This is a genomic window from Betaproteobacteria bacterium, assembly GCA_009377585.1.
GTDB lineage: Bacteria > Pseudomonadota > Gammaproteobacteria > Burkholderiales > WYBJ01 > WYBJ01.
Genome location: WHTS01000057.1, coordinates 15,084 through 37,335, shown reverse-complemented (window position 1 = coordinate 37,335; position 22,252 = coordinate 15,084). Strand labels below are relative to the sequence as shown.

23 protein-coding genes, 1 tRNA gene and 1 pseudogene are annotated in these 22,252 nt (G+C 65.9%); 10 read left to right on the top strand and 15 right to left on the bottom strand.

The window, feature by feature from the left end:
- Positions 1 to 134: 134 nt before the first annotated feature.
- Positions 135 to 242: pseudogene (locus tag GEV05_17860) on the bottom strand (ATP-binding protein).
- Here GEV05_17860 and GEV05_17855 point away from each other — a divergent pair.
- On the top strand, positions 242 to 481 hold the full coding sequence (locus tag GEV05_17855) for a hypothetical protein (protein MPZ45220.1): 240 nt from the start codon (positions 242 to 244) through the stop codon (positions 479 to 481). The pseudogene GEV05_17860 and the gene GEV05_17855 overlap by 1 nt on opposite strands.
- On the opposite strand, the gene GEV05_17850 is transcribed toward GEV05_17855, so the two are convergent.
- Positions 481 to 551: transfer RNA gene (locus GEV05_17850), tRNA-Gly, on the bottom strand. The genes GEV05_17855 and GEV05_17850 overlap by 1 nt on opposite strands.
- A gap of 201 nt (positions 552 to 752) precedes the next feature.
- Here GEV05_17850 and GEV05_17845 point away from each other — a divergent pair.
- Positions 753 to 2,123, top strand: a complete 1,371-nt coding sequence (locus GEV05_17845) for a tetratricopeptide repeat protein (protein ID MPZ45219.1) — start codon at positions 753 to 755, stop codon at positions 2,121 to 2,123.
- A gap of 87 nt (positions 2,124 to 2,210) precedes the next feature.
- Here the strand turns inward: GEV05_17845 and GEV05_17840 are convergent, their stop codons facing one another.
- A complete protein-coding gene (locus GEV05_17840; protein ID MPZ45218.1) occupies positions 2,211 to 4,313 on the bottom strand; it encodes a TonB-dependent receptor plug domain-containing protein in 2,103 nt (700 codons plus the stop codon).
- Positions 4,314 to 4,645: 332 nt separating this feature from the next.
- Between GEV05_17840 and thiS the strand changes: the two genes are divergently transcribed.
- The 3 genes from thiS to trmB all read left to right on the top strand — a co-directional run bounded on the left by thiS (position 4,646) and on the right by trmB (position 6,478).
- Positions 4,646 to 4,849: a sulfur carrier protein ThiS gene (gene thiS, locus GEV05_17835; GenBank protein ID MPZ45217.1), complete on the top strand. Its 204-nt coding sequence runs from the start codon at positions 4,646 to 4,648 to the stop codon at positions 4,847 to 4,849.
- 52 nt (positions 4,850 to 4,901) lie between these two features.
- The gene (locus GEV05_17830; protein ID MPZ45216.1) at positions 4,902 to 5,687 is read left to right on the top strand and encodes a thiazole synthase; all 786 of its coding nucleotides are present in this window, start codon (positions 4,902 to 4,904) and stop codon (positions 5,685 to 5,687) included.
- A 119-nt stretch (positions 5,688 to 5,806) separates the two neighbouring features.
- Positions 5,807 to 6,478 (top strand): tRNA (guanosine(46)-N7)-methyltransferase TrmB, encoded by a 672-nt coding sequence (gene trmB / locus GEV05_17825; GenBank protein MPZ45215.1) that lies wholly within the window; start codon positions 5,807 to 5,809, stop codon positions 6,476 to 6,478.
- Between the two features lie 27 nt (positions 6,479 to 6,505).
- Here the strand turns inward: trmB and GEV05_17820 are convergent, their stop codons facing one another.
- From GEV05_17820 to GEV05_17810, 3 genes are read right to left on the bottom strand one after another with little or no spacing between them, the layout of a single operon-like run.
- Positions 6,506 to 7,738 (bottom strand): oxygen-independent coproporphyrinogen III oxidase-like protein, encoded by a 1,233-nt coding sequence (locus GEV05_17820; protein ID MPZ45214.1) that lies wholly within the window; start codon positions 7,736 to 7,738, stop codon positions 6,506 to 6,508.
- Positions 7,739 to 7,755: 17 nt separating this feature from the next.
- Positions 7,756 to 8,355, bottom strand: coding sequence for an RdgB/HAM1 family non-canonical purine NTP pyrophosphatase (gene rdgB, locus GEV05_17815; GenBank protein MPZ45213.1), 600 nt, complete (start codon positions 8,353 to 8,355; stop codon positions 7,756 to 7,758).
- A gap of 33 nt (positions 8,356 to 8,388) precedes the next feature.
- Positions 8,389 to 9,105, bottom strand: a complete 717-nt coding sequence (locus tag GEV05_17810) for a ribonuclease PH (GenBank protein MPZ45212.1) — start codon at positions 9,103 to 9,105, stop codon at positions 8,389 to 8,391.
- Positions 9,106 to 9,176: 71 nt separating this feature from the next.
- Between GEV05_17810 and GEV05_17805 the strand changes: the two genes are divergently transcribed.
- The 3 genes from GEV05_17805 to ahpF all read left to right on the top strand — a co-directional run bounded on the left by GEV05_17805 (position 9,177) and on the right by ahpF (position 12,589).
- Positions 9,177 to 10,043 (top strand): YicC family protein, encoded by an 867-nt coding sequence (locus GEV05_17805; GenBank protein ID MPZ45211.1) that lies wholly within the window; start codon positions 9,177 to 9,179, stop codon positions 10,041 to 10,043.
- 235 nt (positions 10,044 to 10,278) lie between these two features.
- Positions 10,279 to 10,842, top strand: coding sequence for a peroxiredoxin (ahpC, locus tag GEV05_17800; protein MPZ45210.1), 564 nt, complete (start codon positions 10,279 to 10,281; stop codon positions 10,840 to 10,842).
- 190 nt (positions 10,843 to 11,032) lie between these two features.
- The gene (ahpF, locus tag GEV05_17795; protein MPZ45209.1) at positions 11,033 to 12,589 is read left to right on the top strand and encodes an alkyl hydroperoxide reductase subunit F; all 1,557 of its coding nucleotides are present in this window, start codon (positions 11,033 to 11,035) and stop codon (positions 12,587 to 12,589) included.
- A 7-nt stretch (positions 12,590 to 12,596) separates the two neighbouring features.
- Here ahpF and GEV05_17790 read toward each other — a convergent pair whose 3' ends face one another.
- Complete coding sequence (locus GEV05_17790) at positions 12,597 to 12,908, bottom strand: antibiotic biosynthesis monooxygenase (protein ID MPZ45208.1); 312 nt, start codon at positions 12,906 to 12,908, stop codon at positions 12,597 to 12,599.
- Positions 12,909 to 13,144: 236 nt separating this feature from the next.
- Between GEV05_17790 and GEV05_17785 the strand changes: the two genes are divergently transcribed.
- Entirely contained in the window at positions 13,145 to 14,152 is a 1,008-nt protein-coding gene (locus GEV05_17785; GenBank protein ID MPZ45207.1) for a tripartite tricarboxylate transporter substrate binding protein, read from the top strand.
- A gap of 10 nt (positions 14,153 to 14,162) precedes the next feature.
- Here the strand turns inward: GEV05_17785 and GEV05_17780 are convergent, their stop codons facing one another.
- From GEV05_17780 to GEV05_17745, 8 genes are all read right to left on the bottom strand, one after another.
- Positions 14,163 to 15,422, bottom strand: a complete 1,260-nt coding sequence (locus GEV05_17780; GenBank protein MPZ45206.1) for an MFS transporter — start codon at positions 15,420 to 15,422, stop codon at positions 14,163 to 14,165.
- Positions 15,410 to 15,592 carry a hypothetical protein gene (locus GEV05_17775; GenBank protein ID MPZ45205.1) on the bottom strand — a complete coding sequence of 61 codons (183 nt, stop codon included), beginning with the start codon at positions 15,590 to 15,592 and terminating at the stop codon, positions 15,410 to 15,412. Before GEV05_17775 ends, GEV05_17780 begins: the two co-directional genes overlap by 13 nt.
- A 142-nt stretch (positions 15,593 to 15,734) precedes the next feature.
- Positions 15,735 to 16,655: an ectoine hydroxylase gene (gene thpD / locus GEV05_17770; protein MPZ45204.1), complete on the bottom strand. Its 921-nt coding sequence runs from the start codon at positions 16,653 to 16,655 to the stop codon at positions 15,735 to 15,737.
- 102 nt (positions 16,656 to 16,757) lie between these two features.
- Positions 16,758 to 17,156 (bottom strand): L-ectoine synthase, encoded by a 399-nt coding sequence (gene ectC / locus GEV05_17765; protein MPZ45203.1) that lies wholly within the window; start codon positions 17,154 to 17,156, stop codon positions 16,758 to 16,760.
- Positions 17,153 to 18,463, bottom strand: a complete 1,311-nt coding sequence (gene ectB, locus GEV05_17760; GenBank protein MPZ45202.1) for a diaminobutyrate--2-oxoglutarate transaminase — start codon at positions 18,461 to 18,463, stop codon at positions 17,153 to 17,155. The genes ectC and ectB overlap by 4 nt, the downstream gene beginning before the upstream one ends.
- A 17-nt stretch (positions 18,464 to 18,480) precedes the next feature.
- The gene (gene ectA, locus GEV05_17755) at positions 18,481 to 18,960 is read right to left on the bottom strand and encodes a diaminobutyrate acetyltransferase (protein MPZ45201.1); all 480 of its coding nucleotides are present in this window, start codon (positions 18,958 to 18,960) and stop codon (positions 18,481 to 18,483) included.
- Between the two features lie 623 nt (positions 18,961 to 19,583).
- Positions 19,584 to 20,054 carry a hotdog fold thioesterase gene (locus tag GEV05_17750; GenBank protein ID MPZ45200.1) on the bottom strand — a complete coding sequence of 157 codons (471 nt, stop codon included), beginning with the start codon at positions 20,052 to 20,054 and terminating at the stop codon, positions 19,584 to 19,586.
- Positions 20,055 to 20,086: 32 nt separating this feature from the next.
- Complete coding sequence (locus GEV05_17745) at positions 20,087 to 21,526, bottom strand: hypothetical protein (GenBank protein MPZ45199.1); 1,440 nt, start codon at positions 21,524 to 21,526, stop codon at positions 20,087 to 20,089.
- A gap of 16 nt (positions 21,527 to 21,542) precedes the next feature.
- Here GEV05_17745 and GEV05_17740 point away from each other — a divergent pair, with 16 nt between their 5' ends.
- Positions 21,543 to 22,247: a guanylate kinase gene (locus GEV05_17740; protein ID MPZ45198.1), complete on the top strand. Its 705-nt coding sequence runs from the start codon at positions 21,543 to 21,545 to the stop codon at positions 22,245 to 22,247.
- Positions 22,248 to 22,252 lie beyond the last annotated feature (5 nt).

Sequence of the window (22,252 nt, the reverse complement as noted above, 5' to 3'; positions counted from 1 at the left end):
ATGCGGAGTCTCTAGCCCGCAGAGGCGCCCACCGAGCGCGATTCGAGACGTTGGAGGAAGTCGTGCGTGCGCGGCTCACTTTGCATAACAATGTTCGCCGCATTAAACCGCTTATGCGGTGCACCGCATAAGCGGTTCGTCGTGATGACCACGCTGGTGCGTTCGCAGAGCTTCGAGAACAGGTGGAAGAGCAACGCTCCGCCGGCTTGGCTAAACTGCAGATAGCCCAGCTCGTCCAGTAATGTTGCGCACAACATTACTCGATGACTTCGCCCTCGCTCCCATCGGCCAAGCCGAGCGTACCGATCTGCTCGAAGTCCTCGATGACCGAACCAGCGGCAAAGCCACGCTCATCACAAGCCAACTGCCGGTCGAGCACTGGTATGAATATCTCAACGACCCGACGCTCGCCGACGCGATCCTCGATCGCATCGTGCATGGCATAGAACGCAGTAGAACTCCACAGCCTTCTATGGACTGAGCGGGTGAAGGGAATCGAACCCTCGTCGTAAGCTTGGGAAGCTTCTGCTCTGCCATTGAGCTACACCCGCATGCGGGGGATTCTAGGGGGCCGATCCTGGGCTTGCAACCGAGCCAACGGCGCGCCGGCGGTGTTCGGCAGTCACGCGGCGCCATGCCATCGAGCTGCAGCGCAAACGCGCGAATTGCACCGCAAAGGGGCGCCTAATGCGGCCTGAACCGCAGGCAACGCACTGCTAACTTCCAGGCTGACCCTCTGCCCTCCCCGACACATGCAATCGAACCCGACACGCGCCGCCCTCGGTTCCCGGCGAATGCGCGACGCGTTACGCCAGCCCGCCGTGACCGCCGCCTTTCCAATCGTGGAACACCTGGTTCAGGATCGCAGGAAACGGCTGCTCGCGACCCGCGTCGCGGCACGCGCCAATGCGCGGCATACCGGTGCATTGGTCACGCTTGCAGCGCTCGAAGGCACGCGCGGCCGCTTCGACGAAGTGGAGCGGCTGTGCCGCTGCGCGCTCGCCCTCGTGCCCGGGATGCGATCGGCGCGATGCAATCTGGCGCTCGCATTGCTGGAAATGGGGCGGCACGAGGAAGCCGAGCGCATTCTGGATGCGATGCTGGCGGCCGACTATGCCGACGCCGAAGCGCACTGGTTGCGCGCCGCTTCGCGCCTTGCGCGCGGCACATTGAGCTGCGGCTGGGCCGAGTTCGATTGGCGCTGGCGGCTGCCGAACGCTCCCTTGCCGGAAGTCCCGGTCGCCCGCGAATGGAGCAACACGCCCGTGCGCGGACGACACCTGTGGCTATGGCCCGAGCCGCGGCTGCACGACCAGGTCGTCTTTCTTTCGATGCTGCCCGATCTGCTGGCGCGCCAGGCCGATCTCACCGTGGAATGCGATCCGCGGCTGATCTCGCTATTGCGCCGATCGTTTCCTGCCGTCCGCTTCGTCGCCGAGCGTGCCGATGATCGCGCCGATGGTCGCGCCGAACTTTCTCCGGCCTGCGACTTCCAGCTCCCGTTCGGCAGCCTTGCGGGCGTGTTGCGTCCCGATATCGCGGCCTTCCCCAAGCGTACCGGCTACCTCGTTGCAAATACCGAGGAGCAGATGCGCTGGCGGGCATGGCTCAACGGCCTCGGCGGCGGGCTCAAGGTGGGAATCGTTCTTCGCAGCGACGATCCGAACGCGCAGTCGGGACCCAATTGCCCACGCGCCAGGCAATGGCTGCCGCTGCTGCGTCGCGACCGCGTTCATTTCGTCTGCCTGCAGGCCGACGCTTGCTCGGCGCGAGTCGACGAGTCGGTGGCGGGCTCAAACGTGCGCTTGCATCACCCGCCCGGGCTCGATCGCAGCAAAGATTTGGACGCACTGTGCGCACTCACGACCACCCTCGACCTGGTCATTGCCGCTCCATCGGCTGCCGGCGCTATCGCAGGCGCCGCCGGCGTCCCGACCTGGCAGCTCAACTCGGGCATCGACTGGCATGGGCTCAACCAACCCTATTCGCCCTGGCAGCCCAGCGTGCGCCGCTTCTACAAGCCATGGGACCGCAGCTGGGATGAGGAGCTGCAGCGCGTGGCGGCCGAACTGGACCGCATCGCCGCCCGGCCGAGCGCTGCGCGCAGCCGTCAGCAAGCCTGATTTGCGCCACTGCCGAATGCTGCAGCCAGCGTTCAATCGATCCCTGGGTTGCCGTTTCCGGGGCAATGAGATTGTTCAGCACGTCCTTTAGAACGCCAGCGAGGCTTCTACACCGAGCAGGTAGTTGCGTCCCGGCGCGGGCTCGTAGAAGCGACGGTTGCCGTCGGCGACGATAACCGAGCCGGCATAGCGCCGGTCGGTGATGTTGTCGACCCGAACGAACTCGTTCAACCGCCATTGCCTGCCGCGCTGCTCGAAGCCCAACCGCGCGGAGGCCACCGCATAGCTCGCGGCGAATTCGCTATTGCGATCGTCGACGGCCACCCGGCCGACACGGCGCCCCTCTACGCCGACATAAAAGCCGCTCACAGCGTGCCGCCAGATCAGCTCGGCATAGAGCGTGCTCGCAGCCACGCCGGGCAGCCGGTTGCCGGCCGGAATGACGACCGGCGGCGTACCCGAGGTAAACGCGTCGCGGTAATGCGCGTCGACCCAGCTCCAGGCCACGTACGCCTCGATGCCGTTGTCGTAGACCACCTCCCACGAAGCCTCCACGCCCTGCCGGCGCGTGCGGCCCGCGTTCTTGAAGTCGGTACGCCCGCCCGAGGCCGCGTTGACGACGATCTCATCGCGCGTCTCGATCTCGTATAGCGTCAGCCGAAGCCGCTGCCCGGGGATGAGGTTCGCCTTGATGCCGGCTTCGATCTGCTTGGAGCGGCTCGGCTCGAGACTGAAATTGAGCCCGCTGGTGCGATCGGGGCGATACGACAGCTCGGCGAGTGTCGGTGTCTCGAAACCGCGACCCGCGGCTGCGTACAAGTGCACCTGCTCGCTCAGCTTGTACAGCAGGCCCAGCGCCGTGCTGCTACCCGAATGGCTGACCGCGCCGCTGTCGTCGGGGTTGCCGGGGGCGATGAAGTGGTCGCGCGATTCGAACCGGATGCGGCTCGTACGGGCGCCCCCAGTGAGCACCCAGTGCGGCGCGAAGCCCCATTCGCCGATCGCGAAGAAGTCGGTGCTCGATACGCGATCGTCCTGATCGCGCTTGAGCGCCCCGCGCGTGCCGAAGTTGTTGATGAAGCCTTTCCGGCGCTCGTCCATGCGCTGGTACTCGACCCCGCCGGTGAGCTTGATCGGGCCGGCCGCGGTTTGCCGCGAGGCGGTGTAGCGCAAGCTGCCGCCACCGAAGGCGCGATCGAGATCCACCACCCCACCCCCGGAAGTCGGCGCCAGCTGTGGGCCGAGCGGAATCGAAAGATACTGCACCACGTCGCGCCCGCCGCCATAGACCGAAGCACGCAGCACGTCGCCGCCGCCGACCGGATGCTCGTACACGAGCCCGCCCTGGCGATGCTCGATGCTCTTGCGTGTGTTGAAAAGGATCGCGGCGGGATCGACCTGGCGCGGGTTCGCTTCCATCTGCGCGCGCCGCAATCCGAGCGGGTCCTGGGTGTCGGGCTGCTCCAGCGCATTGACGAGGGCGGTCAGGGTGGCGCCGGTGGTAAAGGCGATGCGAAACTTGGCATTGAGCTGATCGCGCCGCGCCGCGCTATGGTCGCGATAGCCGTCGGTCTGGAAACGCGAAGCGTCGACCAGGTAATTGAGCGCGCCCGCCGTGCCGCCGAAATTGAGACCCGCGCGATACGTATCGTAGCTGCCGAAGCTCGCGCTCGGTCGCAGAGTCGGCCGTTCCGGGCCATCCTCGGTGAAAGTCTGGATGAACCCGCCGGACGCATTGCCGTAGAGCGATGCGAACGGTCCGCGCAGCACCTCGATGCGGCTCGCCGAGCTGAGGCTGAAGGTGGCGCTCTGGCCTTGTCCGTCCGGCATCGTCGCCGGGATTCCGTCGGCAACCAGGCGCACGCCGCGCACGCCGAACGCCGCCCGGGCGCCGAAGCCGCGCGAGGACACCTGCAGATCCTGCGCGTAGTTTTGCCGGTTCTGAACGACGATGCCCGAAACGCGACTGAGCGACTCGGACAGGTTGACCCGGGCGTTGCCTTCGCGCACCGCGCGCGCGTCGACGCTGTCTATTGCAACCGGCAAGTCGAACTCGCGTGCCTCGTCGCGCGTCGCGCTGACTACCACCTCCGGTCCCAGCGCGCGAGCCGAATCGCTGGCCGCCGCCTGGGCGGCGGCATCCAGCGGCATCGCGGCAGCCAAGACCATCCACCCAGTCGTCGCACGCATCGATCGCAAACCACGGAAAATGGGGACGCACACAATTTCCCGGCCAACCGGCAAATGAGGACGCACGCCATTGTCCGGAAATTGTGTGCGTCCCCATTTTCCTCGGCGATTATAGACAGCATCGGTAACGGGCACGCGCTCCCCGGGCCCCTCCCAATCGCCATCATCGTGTCGGGCAAGATGGAGGACCATGCGCGGTTGTGGGACTGCCGGACGGCCGCACGGGTCACGTGCCCACGCCCGGCCAATCAGCGCGCGGACGCCTGCTCCCCGGCAGGCGCATGCTAGAATTCTTGTCCCTGCAGCTGCCTCGTTTTCGCCTGTCACCGCCCGTGATCGCACTCACCATCAATGGCGAGCCGCGCCGCTTCGATGCCCCGCTCAAGGTCGATGCCTTGCTCGGCGTGCTGGAGCTGACCGGCAAGCGTGTCGCCCTGGAACGCAACGGCGACATCGTCCCGCGCAGCCGCTTTGGCGAGCAATGGCTCGCGGATGGCGACCGGATCGAGATCGTGGTAGCGGTCGGAGGCGGCTGATGACCGCGACCGCAACAGGCCGGAGTATTCGCACATGACCCCGCAGGACAAGATGGATTCTCTCGCGCTGGCCGGGCGCACCTTCCGCTCCCGGCTGCTGGTCGGAACGGGAAAGTACAAGGACTTCGCGCAGACGCGCGCTGCCGTCGACGCGAGCGGTGCGGAGATTGTCACCGTGGCCATCCGCCGCACCAACATCGGCCAGAACGCCAACGAGCCGAGCCTGCTCGAATTTCTTCCGCCCGGCCGCTTCACGATCCTGCCCAATACGGCGGGCTGCTACACGGCCGACGATGCCGTGCGTACCTTGCGCCTCGCACGCGAGCTGCTCGACGGCCACGAGCTGGTGAAGCTGGAAGTGCTCGGCGATCCGGCCACGCTCTTTCCCAACATGGTGGAAACGCTGCAGGCCGCCGAAGTCCTGGTGAAGGACGGTTTCAAGGTCATGGTCTACTGCAGCGACGATCCGATCCTGGCCAAGCGGCTGGAGGAGATCGGCTGCTGTGCCGTCATGCCGCTCGCATCGCTGATCGGCTCCGGCATGGGGATTCTCAATCCGTGGAATCTGCAGATCATCATCGCCAACGCCAAAGTGCCCGTGCTGGTCGATGCCGGCGTCGGCACGGCCTCGGACGCTGCCATTGCCATGGAGCTCGGCTGCGACGGCGTGCTCATGAACACCGCGATCGCAGGCGCGTCGGACCCGGTGTTGATGGCGAGCGCCATGCGCAAAGCGGTCGAAGCCGGCCGCGAAGCGTTCCTCGCCGGCCGCATGCCGAAGAAACCCTACTCGGCTGCACCGAGCTCGCCCACCACCGGCCTCATCGGCAAGGCATGAAATGCTGAAGGGCTGAAACGAGCAGCCGCTTTTCCAAGCCCGCGCCGCAGGTCGAAGCGTCTCGCCTGCGGCGTTTTCTCACGTCCGCCCGCCTTCACGCCGCACGCACGGCTGCGCCCATGAACGAGCAGCGTTCCATTCGAAGCTACGTGCTGCGACAGGGCAGGATGACGGATGCGCAGCGCGCGGCGCACGAACGCCTGCTCCCGCGCTACGGCTTGCCTTACAGTCACGCGCCGCTCGATTTCGCCCGCGTCTTCTTGCGCAGCGCGCCGGTCGTGCTGGAAATCGGATTCGGCATGGGAGAGACGAGCGCCGAGATCGCGGCTTCGACCCCGCAAAGCGACTATCTCGGTGTGGAAGTGCACGCCCCCGGGGTCGGCAGCCTGCTGCGCATGATCGAGGCGCGAGAGCTCACGAACCTGCGCATCGTTCAGCACGATGCCGCCGAGGTGGTGGAGCACATGATCGCGGCCGCGTCCTTGAGCGGCATCCACATCTTCTTCCCCGACCCGTGGCCGAAGAAGCGCCACCACAAGCGGCGCCTGTTGCAAGTAAGCTTCGCGCGCCTGCTGGTGACGCGGCTGCGCCCGGGCGGCTATCTCCATGTCGCCACCGATTGGCAGGACTATGCCGAGTGGATTGTGGATGTTCTCGGCCAGACCGAGCTCGAAAACAGCGCCGAGCGCTACGCACCGCGCCCGGCCTATCGTCCGTTGACCAAGTTCGAGCGCCGCGGGCTTGCGCTCGGTCACGCCGTGCACGACATCGTCTTTCGCCGTCCGCTGTAGAGCTTGCTGCGCGAGCCCGACGGCTTGTCAGCCACTTTCCGAACCTTCAATAGGCAGGAAGCGTTGCAGCAGATCGTTGAGAAAGCGCCTGCCGCGTGCGCTCGGCCGTACCGCGAGATGGTCGCGCTCGATGAGACCGTCTCGCTCCGCAGCATCCAGCAGGCTCAGGACCGACGTGAGCGGCAAGCCCGTGCGCTCCTCGTACAACCGCAGCGCGAAGCCGTCCGTCATGCGCAACGCATTCATCATGAACTCGAACGGCAGATCGCGTGCCGGCACTTCATGCGCTTCCTGGACCGCGCCCTCGGCCGCCTGCGCCATGTACTGCCGCGGGTGCTTATGCTTCATTTCGCGCACGATTCGCTCGGGAAACGAGATCTTGCTGTGCGCGCCGGCGCCGATGCCGAGGTAGTCGCCGAAGCGCCAGTAGTTGAGATTGTGCGCGCAGCGACACCCCGGGCGGGCGAAGGCGGACGTTTCGTAATTCTCGTAGCCGGCCTGTGCCAGACGCGCCTCGATCGCGTCCTGCATCTCGGCGGCGGCATCGTCGTCCGGCACCGGCGGGGGGAAGCGGTGAAATAGCGTGTTGGGTTCGATGGTCAGGTGATAGGCCGAAATATGCGTCGGACCGATCGCAATCGCCGCCTCGATGTCGGCGAGCGCATTGACCGCAGTTTGGCTGGGCAGTGCATACATGAGGTCGATGTTCACGTTGGCAAAGTGGCGCTGCGCCAGTTCGATCGCCTGGCGCGCCTGCCGGCCATCGTGAATGCGCCCGAGCGCCGCGAGTTTCGCGTCATCGAAGCTTTGCACGCCGATCGACAACCGGTTCACGCCCGCCGCGCGGTAACCCTCGAAGTGTCCGGCGTCGGCCGTTCCGGGATTGGCCTCGAGCGTGATCTCGGCGGTCGCGTCGAGGCGTACGCGCGCACGAACCGCTTGCAGCACGGCATCGATCGCCTGTGGCGAAAACAGGCTCGGCGTGCCGCCGCCGAAAAAGATCGTGTAGACGGGCCGGCCCCAAATGCGGGGAAGGAACTGCTCCAGGTCCGCGGTCAGCGCATCCACGTACTCGCGCTCGGGTAACGAAGCGCGCAGCTCGTGCGAGTTGAAATCGCAGTATGGGCACTTGCGCACGCACCAGGGAACGTGGACGTAGAGCGAGAGCGGCGGCAACGATGCAAACCGCGGTCCGCGCGCCATGTGCTTCGCACCCGAAGCGGTGTTAGGCGCATCGAGGAGAATGGATGCGGGAGCCATGGTTCGATTCGCAGCCATCACGACCTGCTCAACCGGGATGCCAGCATGGCGAGTGCCTGGCCGCGGTGGCTGATGCGATTTTTGTGCTCGGCGTCGAGCTCGGCCGCTGTGAGACCGAGCTCGGGCAGCAGAAAATACGGGTCGTAGCCGAACCCGCCACCGCCGCGCGGCTGCAGCACGATCTGGCCGTGCCAGAATCCCTCGGCAACCAGCGGCTGCGGATCGTCGGCATGGCGCATCAGCACGATCACGCAATAGTAGTGCGCCGCGCGGGTCGGCGCGTGGCGAAGCATCTCGATGAGCTTGCGGTTGTTGCGCTGGTCGGATTTCGGTTCGCCGGCATAGCGTGCCGAGTGCACGCCCGGCTCGCCGCCGAGCGCATCGGCCAGGATCCCGGAATCGTCGGCAAGCGAGGGCAGCCCCGTATGGCGCGCGGCATTGCGCGCCTTGGCGAGCGCGTTCTCGACGAAAGTCGGGTGCGGCTCCTCGGTTTCCGCAACACCCAGCAAGCGCTGCGCCATCGCTTCGATGCCGAGCGGCTGCAACAGCGCGTTAAGCTCGCGCAGCTTGCCGGGATTGCCCGAGGCCACCACCACGCGCGCCAGACCGTGCCTCATGATGAGCTTCCGCGACCGCCGGGCGATCGGGGACTAAGCCCCAAGCGCCGCGCGCTGGGCAGCGACCAGCTCTGCGATCCCCTGGCGCGCGAGCTGCAGCATTTCGTCCAGCTCGCCGTGCGAGAAGGGCGCGCGCTCGGCGGTGCCCTGGATCTCGACGATACCGCCGCTGCCCGTCATGACGACGTTCATGTCGGTATCGCAGGCCGAATCCTCCGCATAGTCGAGATCGAGCACCGGGACGCCGGAGTGAATGCCGACGGAAACCGCCGCAACGGAATCGACGATCGGCATCGAGGGCAGTATCCGGCGCTCGCACAGTAACGAGATGGCATCATGCAACGCGACGAATCCGCCCGTGATCGATGCGGTGCGCGTCCCGCCGTCGGCTTGCAGCACGTCGCAGTCGATCGTGATCTGCCGCTCGCCCAGCCGCTCGAGATCGACGGCCGTCCGCAGCGCGCGCCCGATCAGGCGCTGGATTTCGAGCGTGCGGCCGGACTGCTTGCCGCGGGCCGCTTCGCGCGCGTTGCGCGTGTTGGTCGAGCGCGGCAGCATGCCGTATTCGGCCGTCACCCAACCTCGTCCGCTGCCCTTGAGAAACGGCGGCACCGAGTCTTCCACGCTCGCCGTGCACAGCACCCGGGTTTCACCGCATTCGATCAACACCGAACCCTCGGCATGGCGCGTGAATCCACGCACGATGCGCACGGGGCGCAATTGCGTCGGGGCTCTGCCGCTCGGTCGCATGGGATTTTGCACTGTGCTATCTTCGAGCCCCCATTGTCTGGGTTCGTTTCCGCGAAGTAAAGGCAGGCGCGATGATCTACAGCATGACCGGATACGCATCCGCGGCGCGCACGCTGGCTCGTTGCGTGCTGAGCGTGGAATTGCGCTCGGTCAACTCACGCTATCTCGACGTCGCGTTTCGCTTGCCCGAGGAGTTGCGCGCCGTTGAGTCGCAGCTGCGCGAGCTGATCGGCACGAAGGTCAACCGCGGCAAGCTGGAGTGTCGGGCAAGCCTCGCCTATCTGCCGGCGGCGCAGGGACTGCTCGATCTGAACAAAGACCTGGTGCAACGCCTGGCCGCGGCCGGCCGGCACGTGCAGGAACTGGTGCCGGACGCGCGCGCCTTGCAGGTGGCCGATATCCTGCGCTGGCCGGGGGTGATCGGCGAGCCCGATCTTTCCCTCGACGAGCTCGGCAGTGCGGCGCGCGAGCTGGTCGAGCAGGCGCTCGCCGAATTCAACGGCTCGCGCGCGCGCGAAGGCGCGCAACTCGCGCAGACGGTACTCGACCGGGCCGCGCGCATGCAGGTGCTGGTGCAACAGGTCGCGCCCAAGGTTCCGGCTCTGGTGAAGGCCTACGGCGAGAAGCTCACCGCGCGCCTGCTGGAAGCCGGCCTCAACCCCGACGACGATCGCATGCGCCAGGAGATCGTGCTGTTCGCATCCAAGATCGATGTAGACGAAGAGCTCTCACGCCTGAACGCCCATATCAAGGAACTCGAGCACGTCCTCGGTCGCGGCGGTGCGGTGGGCCGCCGTCTCGACTTTCTCATGCAGGAATTCAATCGCGAGGCGAACACGCTCGGCTCGAAGTCCGCCGACCTGGAGTCGACCCAGGTCGCGGTGGAGCTCAAGGTGCTGATCGAGCAGATGCGCGAGCAGGTGCAGAACATCGAGTAGCGCTCGAGCCTGCCGACAACTGCTCGGAAGCCCGCTGCGACCGCTTGGTTCCGCGGGTTTCCTGCCTCAATTTCCGTAGTTGACCCCTCGCCTGCGATACGGCATCTCGACTGCCGCGACTGTGGCAGTATCGATATGTTTTACTCATCGTACAGATGAAAATAATCAATTTTACTAACCGATCGCTGCCGCCTAACATCGGTTCGTCCCAACGACGCTCAAAGGAAAACACGCAATGTCCTACATCAACAGCGAGATCAAGCCCTTCACGGCCCAGGCCTACCACAACGGCAAGTTCGTGACGGTGACCGACAAGGATCTGAAGGGCAAGTGGTCCGTGGTCTTCTTCTACCCGGCCGACTTCACGTTCGTCTGTCCGACCGAGCTCGGCGACCTCGCCGACGTCTACGCAGAGTTCAAGAAGCTGGGCGTCGAGATCTACTCGGTATCGACCGACACGCACTTCACGCACAAGGCGTGGCACGACACATCCGACACCATCGGCAGGATCAAGTATCCGATGATCGGCGACCCGACCGGCGTCATCACGCGCAACTTCGGCGTGATGATCGAAGCCGAGGGCCTGGCCGACCGCGGCAGCTTCGTGATCGACCCCGAGGGCCGCATCCAGATCGTCGAGATCACCGCCGGCGGCGTAGGGCGCGATGCGCGCGAGCTGTTGCGCAAGGTGAAGGCTGCCCAATACGTGGCGGCCCATCCGGGCGAAGTCTGTCCCGCCAAGTGGAAGGAAGGCGAAGCGACCCTTTCGCCCTCGCTCGACCTGGTCGGCAAGATCTGATATCGGCTGCCCGCATGCGCTGCTTCCGCACGGGAGCAGCGCAAGCAACCCATTCAAGGACGATCCGACCAGAACTCGTTCGTCTCTGCACGCAGGCGGGCCCAGGCGTACGACAGCGTCCTGGATTCCGTCTGCACGGAAACGACCAACGATCTCAACGATTTCTCATACGCGGCGCGGGGAGAACCGAATGCTCGACAGTGCGATCAAGGCCCAACTCGAAACCTATCTGCAGAAATTGCAGCGGCCGGTGACGCTACGTGCGTCGCTCGATGCGAGCGACGCCGCGCGGGAAGTCAGCGAGTTGCTGCACGAGATCTGCGAGCTTTCGCCGCTGCTGCAGTTGCACGAGGATGGCAAAGCCAGCCGGCGTCCCTCGTTCGAAGTCGGCCCCGCCGGGGAAATCGCGCGGGTGAGCTTTGCCGGCCTGCCGCTGGGCCACGAGCTCAGCTCGCTCGTGCTCGCGCTGCTGCAAGCGGGCGGCCACCCGCCGAAGGTTTCGGCCGAGACGATTGCGCAGATCCGCGCGCTTCCCGGTCCGGCTGCGTTCGAGACCTACATCTCGCTCTCGTGCCACAACTGCCCGGACGTGGTGCAGGCGCTCAACCTCATGGCGGCCCTCAATCCGGCCATCACTCACGTGATGATCGACGGTGCCCGCTTCCAGGACGAAGTGTCGGCGCGCGAGATCATGGCCGTGCCGACGGTGTACCTCAACGGCGAGCCGTTCGGACAGGGCCGCATGACGCTGGAAGAGATCGTCACACGGCTCGATTCGGGCGCCGCTGCGCGCGAGGCTACCCGCCTCGACGCCGCAGCGCCTTACGACATGCTGGTCGTCGGCGGTGGCCCCGCGGGCGCTGCGGCGGCCATCTATGCGGCGCGCAAAGGTATCCGCACGGGGCTGGTGGCCGAGCGCTTCGGCGGCCAGGTGCTCGATACGCTCGGCATCGAGAACTTCATCTCGGTCAGGCAGACCGAGGGACCGCAGCTCGTGGTCTCGCTGGAGCAACACGTGAAAGAGTACGACGTCGACATCGTGAACCTGCAGCGTGCCGCGCGGCTCATCCCGGCAACCGATCTGATCGGCGTCGAGCTGGAGAACGGCGCGACCTTGAAGGCACGCTCGGTGGTTCTAGCCACCGGCGCACGCTGGCGCGAGATGAACGTTCCCGGCGAGCGTCAATACCGCAACAAGGGCGTGGCCTACTGCCCGCACTGCGACGGGCCGCTCTTCAAGGGCAAGCACGTCGCCGTCGTCGGCGGCGGCAACTCGGGCGTGGAAGCCGCCATCGATCTGGCGAATATCGTCCGCCACGTCACGCTGCTCGAATACGACCCGGTGCTGCGCGCCGACGCCGTGCTGCAAAAACGGCTCTTCAGCCTGCCGAATGTCACGGTGATCACGCAGGCTGCCACCACCGAAGTGAGCGGTGATGGCGCCAAGGTGAACGGCCTCGTCTACACCGACCGCGGCTCGGGCGAGTCCAGACGCATCGAGCTCGAGGGCGTGTTCGTGCAGATCGGCCTGCTGCCGAATACCGAGTGGCTGCAAGGCGCCCTGAAGCTCACCCCGCGGGGCGAGATCGCGGTCGATGCGAGGGGACAAACCTCGCTTCCCGGCGTATTCGCGGCCGGCGATTGCACCGACGTGCCGTTCAAGCAGATCGTGATTTCGATGGGCGCGGGCGCATCGGCGTCGCTGGGCGCCTTCGAATACCTGATGCGCCTGCCCGTGGCGGCCTGATGGCAAATCAGTCGGCCGGGGACAAGACGTGAATCACGCGGCTCGCGATCAGGTCCTTCACCTTGGCCGCGTACGCCGCCATGTGCGGCGCCGCCGCGTGCGCCTTCAACGCCTGCGCATCGCGCCACTTCTCGATCGCGACGAAGGTATCCGGCCCGAACTTGGTCTGGAACGAGCCGAGCCCCTCAGCATCGATGCCGGGCCCGTACTCGATACAGCCGTCCTCCGCGCGCACGTTGGGCACATTGGCTCGGAACTCGTGCAGGATCGCCTCGCGCTGGCCTGGCTTGGCCGTGATGATGGCAACGACATGGATCATGGGCGCTCTCCTCCGGCAAAGCTGCAGTGTAGCCCAAGCATATTGCACCCCGACACCGCGCCGTACCCGCAACCTCAGAGCGGGTTCGCCTGTCGGATGCCTCACCTCGCAGCAGCCTGGGATGCCTGTTGCCTTATGGACGGGGCGCCGCGAATTTCGCGCGGATATTGCGGCGGCGCCTTCGACCCCGTACAGTCGACTCTGCCGCGATCCTGATCGCCATCGGCAAGCGCCCGATGCAACGGTTGCCGCAACAAACCGCTTACGAGGAGGAAAACAACATGCGTTTCGTGCTGGTCGCTTCGAGTATTGCCCTGCTTTCGTGCAGCCTGCCCGCTGCCGCCCAAGACTATCCGAGCCGGCCCATAAAAGTTGTCGTTCCGGTCGCTGCGGGCGGTTCGCCCGATGTGCTTGCGCGCCTGATCGGAGAACGAATCCGGCCGCGGCTCGGGCAGCCGTTCGTGGTCGACAACCGCGCCGGCGCCGGCCAGATGATCGGCTCCGACCTCGTGGCCAAGGCCGCCCCGGACGGCTACACGATCATGCTTCCGACCGCCACCTTCACCGGCAGCGCCGCCATCCAGCCGAAGCTGCCGTTCGATCCGGTGAATGATCTCACCGGCGTGGCGATGGTCGGCGTCGGACCATTTCTGGTCATCGTGCATCCCTCGGTGCCGGTGAAAAATATCAAGGAGCTGATAGCGCTGGCGAAGAGCCGCCCCGGCCAGGTGAACTACGGTTCGGCCGGCGCCGGCAGCGTCATTCACTTCGCAGCCGAAGTGTTCGCCGCGGAAACCGGGATCGAGATCGTTCACGTGCCCTACAGGAGCGGTGCGCCGGCGGTCGCCGCAGCGGTGGCAGGAGAAGTGCCGATGGTGTTCATGAGCCTGCCTTCGGCGTGGGCGCAGGTGAAGGCCAACCGGCTGCGCGCCATCGCGGTCACGAGCCCCCAGCGCTCGAAGTTCGTGCCGGACCTCCCGACGGTCGCGGAAGCCGGCGTCCCGGGCTTCCAGGCGCAGCAGTGGTGGGGCGTGCTCGCGCCGGCGAAGGTCCCGGCGGCCATCATCGACAAGCTCAATGCCGAGATCAACGCGATCCTCGGGACCGAAGACATGCGCGCACAGCTCGCCAACCAGGGTGCGGAGCCGGTTCTGATGTCGCCGCAGCAATTCAGTGGATTCGTCCGCAGCGAGATCGAGCGGTTCAGGAAGCTCGTCCGGGAGCGCAACATCAAGGCCGGTTGAGCGGCTCGGCTCAGGCTCCCGGCCGCGCGGACGCGTCTCCCGATCCCGGCTCGAGGCGCGGGTCGAGTTGCAGCACCGCCTGCGAGCCGCCGGTGACCGACACGTAGTTGCTTTGCGCCTCCGCGGGCAGCGGCGGCGTCAGGCGCATGCGGTGCGCGGCGAAAACCGCCGCCGCGATGAGCAGCGCGGCGAAATAGGTCATGAGGCTTCCCGGGCCGAGCGTATCCATGATGACGCCGGCCGCGGTCGGCCCGATTGCAGCGCCGATCCCATACAGAAGGAGCAGGCCGCCGGTCACCTCGAGCAGGCGGGCGGAGTCGATCCGGTCGTTGACGTGCGCAACGCTCAGGCCGTAAAGCGTGAACACGAAACCGCCGTACACGAAACCGAGCGCGATCAGTACGCCTTCGGACCAGTACGAAGCCAGGACACCCACTCCCGCCAGCGACCCGGCGATCACGCACACCTGCATCAGCACCCTGCGCCGGTCGCGGTTGTCCGAATAGTGACCGATCGGCCACTGCAGAGCCGCGCCGCCGATGATGGTTGCACCCATGAAGGCGGCGATCCCTTGGTCGGACATGCCCACGCGATGCGCGTATACGGCCCCCATGCCGAAGAACGCTCCATTGACGAGACCCGACACCGTCGCGCCCACGACCCCGAGCGGTGAGGTCTGGTAGAGATTGCGCAAGCCCAGCCGCGGCGCGGCCACCGGCTTCGGCTCCAGCACCCGGGTGAGCGTCACCGGCACCAGCGCGAGCGAAAGCAGCACCGAGGCGAGCGCGAACGGAACGAAGCCGAGGCGGTCGCCGACCAGGATCAGTGCCTGCCCGAGCGCCATGGCGATATGCGTAGTGGCCATGTAGGCGGCGAAGATCTTTCCGCGCTGGTTGTTCGGCGCGAGCGAGTTGAGCCAGCTTTCGATGACCATGTAGAGGCCGACGATGCACATCCCGGTCAGAAGGCGCAGCGCCCCCCAGGCCCACGGGTCGACGAACAGCGCATGCAGAAGCGGCATGGTGGAAGCGATGGAAGCCATCGCAGCGAACGCGCGGATGTAACCCACCCTGCGGATGAGGGCGGGACACAGGTAGGTGCCCAGCACGAAACCGGCGAAATACGCCGACATGACGAGCCCCGTGACCCACACCGGAAACTCGGCCACCGCGGCCCGCAAGCCGAGCACCGGGAACAGCAGCCCGATCCCGACCAGCAGCAGTCCGATCCCGACGAGCAGCGACAGCAGCGGGTAGATCAGCGCGCCCAAGCGCCTTCCTCGACCTCGGACACCGCCGCCACGAACCGCCGCACGCGCTCGTCGCGCGGCGACTCGAAGATCGTCTGCGGCGTTGCATCCTCCACGATGACTCCGGCATCGAAGAAGAGGACGCGATCGGAGCTGCGCGCGAACTTCATGTGGTGAGTGACGATCAGCATGCGAGATAGCTCATGGCCACTTCGTGCGCGCCGTAGCGCTTGCGTACGCCCCGCAGTCGCACGACGGGATCGGCGCGACGAGGACGAGCGCGGCGACCGGGCTCACCCGGATTACGCGCCGACCGTGCGTCTCACGACCGGTCTAACGCCACTGCAGGTAGTCGCCGCGAGCCGGTTCGAGCGGCGCGACGTGCCGGCGCGCGGCAATGAACTCGGGCCGGGGCTTGATACCGGACGGCGGCGGGCAGAGCCGGTTCTCGACGCTGTTGTAGACCATGAACAGATTGCTGCGCGGATACGGCGAGATGTTGCTGCTCGAACCGTGCATCGCGTTGCAGTCGAACAGGATCACCGATCCCGCCGGCCCTTTCATCGACTGGATTCCGCCGCGCTCGACCAGCTGCGCGAGGCTTTCGGGATCGGGCACGCCGACTTCCTGCTTCTTGAGCGACATCTTGTAATGGTCCTCGGGCGTCTCGCCCACGCACGTCACGTAATGCATGTGGGAGCCGGGCACGATGAACAGCGGCCCGTTGAACTCGTTATTGTCCGTCAGCAGCACCGTGCAGCTCAATGCGCGCATGCGCGGCATGCCGTCTTCCACGTGCCAGGTCTCGAAGTCGGAGTGCCAGTAGAATTCCTTGCCGACGAAGCCCGGCTTCAGATTCAGCCTCGACTGATGCACGTAGACGCCCTCGCCGAGAATCGACTGCGCGCTCGCCACCAGCCGAGGATCGCGCGCGACGCGGTCGAACAGCGGGTGCAGCCGGTGCGCATCGAACACCGAGCGGATCTCGTCGCTGCCCGGTTCCGCAATCGCCTCTTCGCGCTCCCGTATTCCGGGGTCGGCCGCCAGGCACCGGGCCTCGGCCAGAAAAACGGCAACCTCGTGCGGGGAAAAAAAGCTTCTCAGGAAGACGAAGCCTTTCTTCTGATAGCTCTTGAGCTGATGCTCGGCGAGCCCGGGCTCGCCGGCCCGGCCGTAAACCACCGGATCGCGTCGCGGCCGCATAGCCGCGACGGGTTCGTTGCGCGATGCATAGGCATCGATGACCGAATTCATGCTTTGCTCGCTCCTCTTCGGGTGCCGCGCGTTGCGGGCTGCTGGCGCGAAATGCTCCGCTGCCGGGACCCAGCGTCGAAGCACCGCGCGCCGCGCGTGCCTTCAGCCGGCTGCCTGTTCCTCGACCAGCGGATAGACGCCTTCTTCGTCGTGCACTTCGCGCCCGGTCAGCGGCGGATTGAATACGCACACCAGACGCAAGCAGGTGCGTGCACGCAAATAGTGCCGATCGTGCTGATCGAGCGCGTACAGCGTGCCGGGGGCGATGGGATAAATGCGCCCCTCGGGCAGCACTTCCACCTCGCCCTCGCCTTCGATGCACAACACGGCCTCGAGATGATGCTTGTACCAGATGTAGGTTTGCGTGCCCGCTTGGATGACCGTCTCGTGCATCGAAAAACCCATGCCGTCGCGCTTGAGCAGCAGGCGGCGGCTGGTCCAGTTGGGCGTGACGACTTCCTGCGGCGAGCCCGCCAGCTCGTCGATTTGCCTTACGATCATCGAACGCCTCCGAAATGGACGAATGCGACCTTGTTCGCTTCCGCCCGCGCCACGCCGAGGCCCGCGGCAACGCTGTGCTCGAGGATGTCCAGGCCCTCGCGCAGGCGCGACTCCTGGATCGTGAGCGGAGGCAGAAGCTTCAGCACCTGGTCCGAGGCGCCGGAGGTCTCGATCACGAGGCCGTTGCGGAACGCCTCGGCGGAGATCGTGTTCGCCATTCCCGCGCGGTTCACCACCAGGCCCTGAATCAAACCCCGGCCGCGCACCGACAGCTCGCCCTCGTCATAGCTTGCGGCGATCTGGTTCAAGCGCGCTTCGACCACGGCCGCCTTGCGCCGGATGGTTTGCTCGAAGTCGCTATCGCTCCAGTAGTGCGAAAGCGCCGCCTGCGCAGTGACGAAGGCGAGGTTGTTGCCGCGGAAGGTTCCGTTGTGCGCCCCCGGGCTCCACACGTCGAGCTCGGGCTTCATGAGCACCAGTGCCATCGGCAGGCCGAAGCCGCTGATCGACTTCGACAGCGTGACGATGTCGGGCGATATGCCGAGCGGCTCGAAGCTGAAGAACGAGCCCGCACGCCCGCAGCCGACCTGGATGTCGTCGACGATCAGCAGCATATCGTGGCGGCGGCACAAGGCCTGCAGCCGCTGCAGCCAGCGCGCGCTCGCCACGTTCACCCCGCCTTCGCCCTGCACCGTCTCGACGATGGCCGCCGCCGGAGCGTCGACGCCGCTGCTGCCGTCGGCGAGCATGCGCTCCAGGTAGTCCAGGGTGTCGACCTCGGGACCCATGTAGCCGTCGTAGGGCATGAAGGTCGTATTGGCCAGCGCGATGCCGGCCGAATTGCGGAATTTCGAGTTGCCCGTGGCCGCGAGCGATCCGCCGGTCACGCCGTGAAAGCCGTTGGTGAAGGAAACGATGTTGGCGCGGCCCTTGATCATGCGGGCGAGCTTGAGCGCCGCTTCCACGGCGTTGGTCCCGGTCGGCCCCGGAAACTGGATCTTGTACGCCATGCCGCGGTTGCGCAGGATCACCCGTTCGAACGTCTCGAGGAAGTCCTTCTTCGCCACGGTCGCCATGTCGAGTCCGTGCACGAGACCGTCCTCGGCCAGGTAGTCGACCACGCGCTGCTTGAGCAGCGGATTGTTATGACCGTAGTTCAGCGTGCCTGCACCGCTGAAGAAATCGATGTACTGCCTTCCGTCCTCGCCGATCAGCAGCGACCCGCGCGCTTTCGCAAACAGCGTCGGGAAGGTACGGATGTAGCCACGCACTTCGGATTCCAGCCGGTTGAAGATCTTCAGGTTCATGCCGAATTGCCTCCTTTTCATTTGCCCGGGAACGGGCCGATGCGAATCAACACCTCGCATTCGTGATCCTCCTCTTCGCCGAATGCGTCCTGTGCGAAAAGGGGGGACTCGGTCAGCGCCGCGTTCAGTCTGTGGGCGAGTCCGTGGAAGAGCCTGCGCGACGGCGTGTTGGACGGGGATACCGTCGTTTCGAGATAGCGGCACCCTCGAACTTGCGGGCGCCCGAGAATTTCTTGCAGCATCGAGGCGGCAAGGCCCTTGCCCCGGATGCTGGCATCGACCGCAACCTGCCAGACGAAAATCGTGTCATCGCGCTCGGGCGGCCGATAGGCGGAGACGAAACCCACCACCTGATCGCCCACGCGCGCCAGCGCGCACGTGCCGGCGAAGTGCTCGCACAGCAGCAGGTAGGCGTAGCGCGAATTGAGGTCGAGCGGCTGGCACGCGGTCACCAGCCGGTGGATCTGCGCGCCGTGCGAGACCTCCGGTTTCGTGATGCGTGTCAATGCGGGCTGCGGCGCTTCGCAGCGAACAGTTGTCCCTGTCATTGCGACATTCCACGTTTCTTCCCGGCTGCGCCGGGGACGGTTATCTTGTTCCGCGATCCGACCGCGGGTGGATTTCAGAGGGCCGTGAGGGTGATCGGCCCGGCGACGAGGGTGAGCGAAGCGCCAGGCTCCGCCACGTTCCTCAGGGTGACGCTGCGCTCAGGAATTGCGCGAAGGCGTCGAGCTCGGGCTGCGGCAGCCGATCGAGCGCCACTGCGCGCGCCGCATGCAGCGGCGGGGGCGCGGCCGCGCAACAAGCCGTGTGCGCGCGGCGCACACGGGGATCAGACAGCAGCCGTCGCGCATCCGGTCGGTCATCGCCAGACGCGCGCCCTCCTGCGCCGTGCCGCAAACGGCGCGTGCCGTGTGCGTAACCGACGCCTGGAGGCGACGCATGGTGGTATCGGCGATCACGAATAGCTGCCTGATTGAATCGATTCAGTTGAAACGGTCGCGCGTGAAACGCTCGCGCATGAAACGTCGCGCTTATTAGAACGATGTTTCGCAGGGGATCAAATTCGTAAAATCCCGTACGACGAAGCCCAGATTTCAAGATGGCGATTACACGCTATTCACGCGCGCGCAGGTAACGCCATTTGCGTTTGCGTGACCATTGCAATCTTCAGGCCCGCAGTGTCGGAGACGGTCGTCTGCCACACCGATGTCGTACGCCCGATGTGCAATGGGACACACACCGCGACGATGACCTCTCCGGTGCCGGAAGCGAAGAAGTTGGTCTTCGATTCCAGCGTGCCGCCGCGGTATCCTTCCGGGCGATGCATCGCCGCGCCGAGCGCACCGAGCAGATCCGCGAAAGCCATGATGGCGCCACCGTTGACCCGGCCGTTGTGATTCATGTGCCGTGGCAGCAACCTCATCCGCGCCGCGACCTTCCTCGGCGCGAGCGCCGTGATCTCGAATGCCAGAGTTCGCGCCATGCCGCCGGAGAGGATCCGGCGGCAATTGGCCGCAGCGATCGCGTCGAGCCCCGCGGTCATGTCCTTGCCAGCGACCGTTTTCGCCCTTCCTGGCCTTGTTCGCATTCTTTCCTGTCGCCATGTTCCCTCGCCTGTCTTCAACCGGTGCGCAGCGGCTCGCCCACCGCCGTCCAGTACGGAATCGCAATCGCCAGCACCACGACAAAGGCGATCAGCGTCATCCACACACCGAAACGGAAGATCTCGGGGGCGCTCAGGTAGCCACGCTGGTACACCGCCAGTGACGATGCGCTCTGGGCGGGATAGTACAGGACGGCATCGCCCGCGATCATCACCGCAAGCCCGCACAGCATGGGATTGACCGAAGCCGCCGTACCGATCGACATCGCCACCGGAATGGCGGTGGCGAGAAACCCGGTGATGTTGGGAATGAGCAGCCGCAGCGGCACCGAGCACACGAGCAGCGTGGCGATCACCAGCAGCGGCGAATCGCGAAACGCGGGCACCTGGGCCACGATCAACCCGGCCATCCAGGCGGCTGCGCCGCTCGCGACCAGCGCCTTGGCGAGCGACAGCGAAGAGGCCAGGACAAAGAGATTGGTCCAGCCAATGTCGCGCTCGAACTCGCTCCACGACAGCACTCCGATGCGGGGCGTGAGAATGAGCGTCCAGGCCAGCACTGCCGGCACCGCCGGATGAAAGTGATGCAACGCGTCGGTGAGCCACAGTGCGGAAGCGCACAGGGTGATGACGACGGTGCGCCGCTCGCGAGCGCTAAGCGGCGTGGGCGCGGTGACCGGCAGCGGCGGCAGGCGCTCTTCGAAGCCGTCGCGATAGAGCACATAGATCGAGGCCGAGCCGATGAGGAGCAATGCAATGTAAGGCACGCTCATGAGCAGCAGCCATTGGCTCCAGTAGATGCCGCCGATGAGCGCGGCGGACACCACCGGCGTGATTCCGCCGGTGAGCAGCACCGTGGAAGCCAGCCGATTGATGGAATTGAGCGCCATCATCACCGCGCGCGCGAGCGGTGCGCGCCGCGGCACCCCGGCGATCTCCAGCGCCTGCTCGTAGACGTGCACCAGGATGCCGGTGCGGGTGGTGGCCGAAGGCAGGATCAGCGTGAGCAGCGGGAAGGCCGCCAGCAGCTGCAGATAGAACGAGCGCGAGCTGCCGCGCGAGCGGCGCAGGAAGAAGCGCGCCACCCGTTCGGCCAGACCGCTGCGGGAAACGGCGAGCCCGATGGTCAGCACGCCGATGAGGAAGTACGCAACCGGATCGGAAAAGCCTGCGAGCGCCTGGGGAAAACCGCTCACGGCGCCGGTCAGCACCAGCGCGAGGATGAGAACCAGGCTGGTCACGCCGGCCGGCAACGCCTCGGTGCACCACAAGCCAATCGCGAGCACCGCCACCGCCATCACGCGCTTGCCGGCTTCGGGCAGGCCGGCGGGCGCCGGCATCGCCACCAGGGCCGCGCACACTGCGAGCAGGATCGGGATCGCCCAGAAGTTGTTGCCGCCTGCCCCGGCTCGGGATTTTGCCTGCTCGCTCGTTTGCCCGGTTGCGTTATCGCTCATGCCTTCCCCCGGGCGGATGGTACGACACTATGCGCTACACTGCCGCCACCGACAGCATCGACCCCGCCCAGTGACTGCTCCCCGGACCGAATCCGACCGAATCGACGCCGCCCGCCGTCGCCCCGGTGTGCTGTTCATCGTGAGCGCGCCATCGGGCGCCGGGAAGACGAGCCTGGTGCACGCGCTGTGCAAAGCAGACGCGCAGGTGGAAGTTTCGGTGTCGTATACGACCCGGGCGCCCCGGCCGGGTGAAGAGCCGGGCAGGCATTACCACTTCGTCACGCGAGCTCAGTTCGAACAAATGCTCGAACGCGGGGAATTGCTCGAAAGCGCCCTCGTCCATGGCAACTTCTATGGCACGTCCGAGCCCTGGGTGCGCAGCCAGCTCGCGGCCGGAGCGAGCATCGTGCTCGAGATCGATTGGCAAGGAGCGGCGCAGGTGCGCCGGCGCTTCCCCGACAGCATCGGAGTATTCGTGCTGCCGCCGTCGATCGCGGCGCTGGAGCAACGATTGCGGCTGCGCGGCCAGGACGCCGCCGAGGTGATCGCGGCCCGTTTGCAGGCGGCGCGCGAGGAAATCGCCCATGCCTGTGAATACGACTATGTTATGATCAACGACGACTTCGCTACCGCCGTGCAGGATCTGTGCGCGATCGTGCGCGCGGCGCGTTTGCGTACCGCACTGCAACTTTCCGTCCAATCCGGCCCGACGCAAAACTGAGAGAA

Bases quoted from the DNA above. Each gene is read 5' to 3' on its own strand.
- GEV05_17810 (MPZ45212.1), bottom strand. From the start codon at position 9,105: ATGCGACCGAGCGGCAGAGCCCCGACGCAATTGCGCCCCGTGCGCATC.
- GEV05_17745 (MPZ45199.1), bottom strand. From the start codon at position 21,526: ATGAGCGATAACGCAACCGGGCAAACGAGCGAGCAGGCAAAATCCCGA.
- GEV05_17840 (MPZ45218.1), bottom strand. From the start codon at position 4,313: ATGCGTGCGACGACTGGGTGGATGGTCTTGGCTGCCGCGATGCCGCTG.
- ahpF (MPZ45209.1), top strand. From the start codon at position 11,033: ATGCTCGACAGTGCGATCAAGGCCCAACTCGAAACCTATCTGCAGAAA.
- thpD (MPZ45204.1), bottom strand. From the start codon at position 16,655: ATGAATTCGGTCATCGATGCCTATGCATCGCGCAACGAACCCGTCGCG.
- GEV05_17855 (MPZ45220.1), top strand. From the start codon at position 242: ATGTTGCGCACAACATTACTCGATGACTTCGCCCTCGCTCCCATCGGC.
- trmB (MPZ45215.1), top strand. From the start codon at position 5,807: ATGAACGAGCAGCGTTCCATTCGAAGCTACGTGCTGCGACAGGGCAGG.
- ectC (MPZ45203.1), bottom strand. From the start codon at position 17,156: ATGATCGTAAGGCAAATCGACGAGCTGGCGGGCTCGCCGCAGGAAGTC.
- GEV05_17790 (MPZ45208.1), bottom strand. From the start codon at position 12,908: ATGATCCATGTCGTTGCCATCATCACGGCCAAGCCAGGCCAGCGCGAG.
- ahpC (MPZ45210.1), top strand. From the start codon at position 10,279: ATGTCCTACATCAACAGCGAGATCAAGCCCTTCACGGCCCAGGCCTAC.
- GEV05_17785 (MPZ45207.1), top strand. From the start codon at position 13,145: ATGCAACGGTTGCCGCAACAAACCGCTTACGAGGAGGAAAACAACATG.
- ectB (MPZ45202.1), bottom strand. From the start codon at position 18,463: ATGAACCTGAAGATCTTCAACCGGCTGGAATCCGAAGTGCGTGGCTAC.
- rdgB (MPZ45213.1), bottom strand. From the start codon at position 8,355: ATGAGGCACGGTCTGGCGCGCGTGGTGGTGGCCTCGGGCAATCCCGGC.
- GEV05_17845 (MPZ45219.1), top strand. From the start codon at position 753: ATGCAATCGAACCCGACACGCGCCGCCCTCGGTTCCCGGCGAATGCGC.
- GEV05_17740 (MPZ45198.1), top strand. From the start codon at position 21,543: ATGGTACGACACTATGCGCTACACTGCCGCCACCGACAGCATCGACCC.
- GEV05_17830 (MPZ45216.1), top strand. From the start codon at position 4,902: ATGGATTCTCTCGCGCTGGCCGGGCGCACCTTCCGCTCCCGGCTGCTG.
- GEV05_17820 (MPZ45214.1), bottom strand. From the start codon at position 7,738: ATGGCTCCCGCATCCATTCTCCTCGATGCGCCTAACACCGCTTCGGGT.
- GEV05_17775 (MPZ45205.1), bottom strand. From the start codon at position 15,592: ATGCTGATCGTCACTCACCACATGAAGTTCGCGCGCAGCTCCGATCGC.
- GEV05_17750 (MPZ45200.1), bottom strand. From the start codon at position 20,054: ATGCGAACAAGGCCAGGAAGGGCGAAAACGGTCGCTGGCAAGGACATG.
- GEV05_17805 (MPZ45211.1), top strand. From the start codon at position 9,177: ATGATCTACAGCATGACCGGATACGCATCCGCGGCGCGCACGCTGGCT.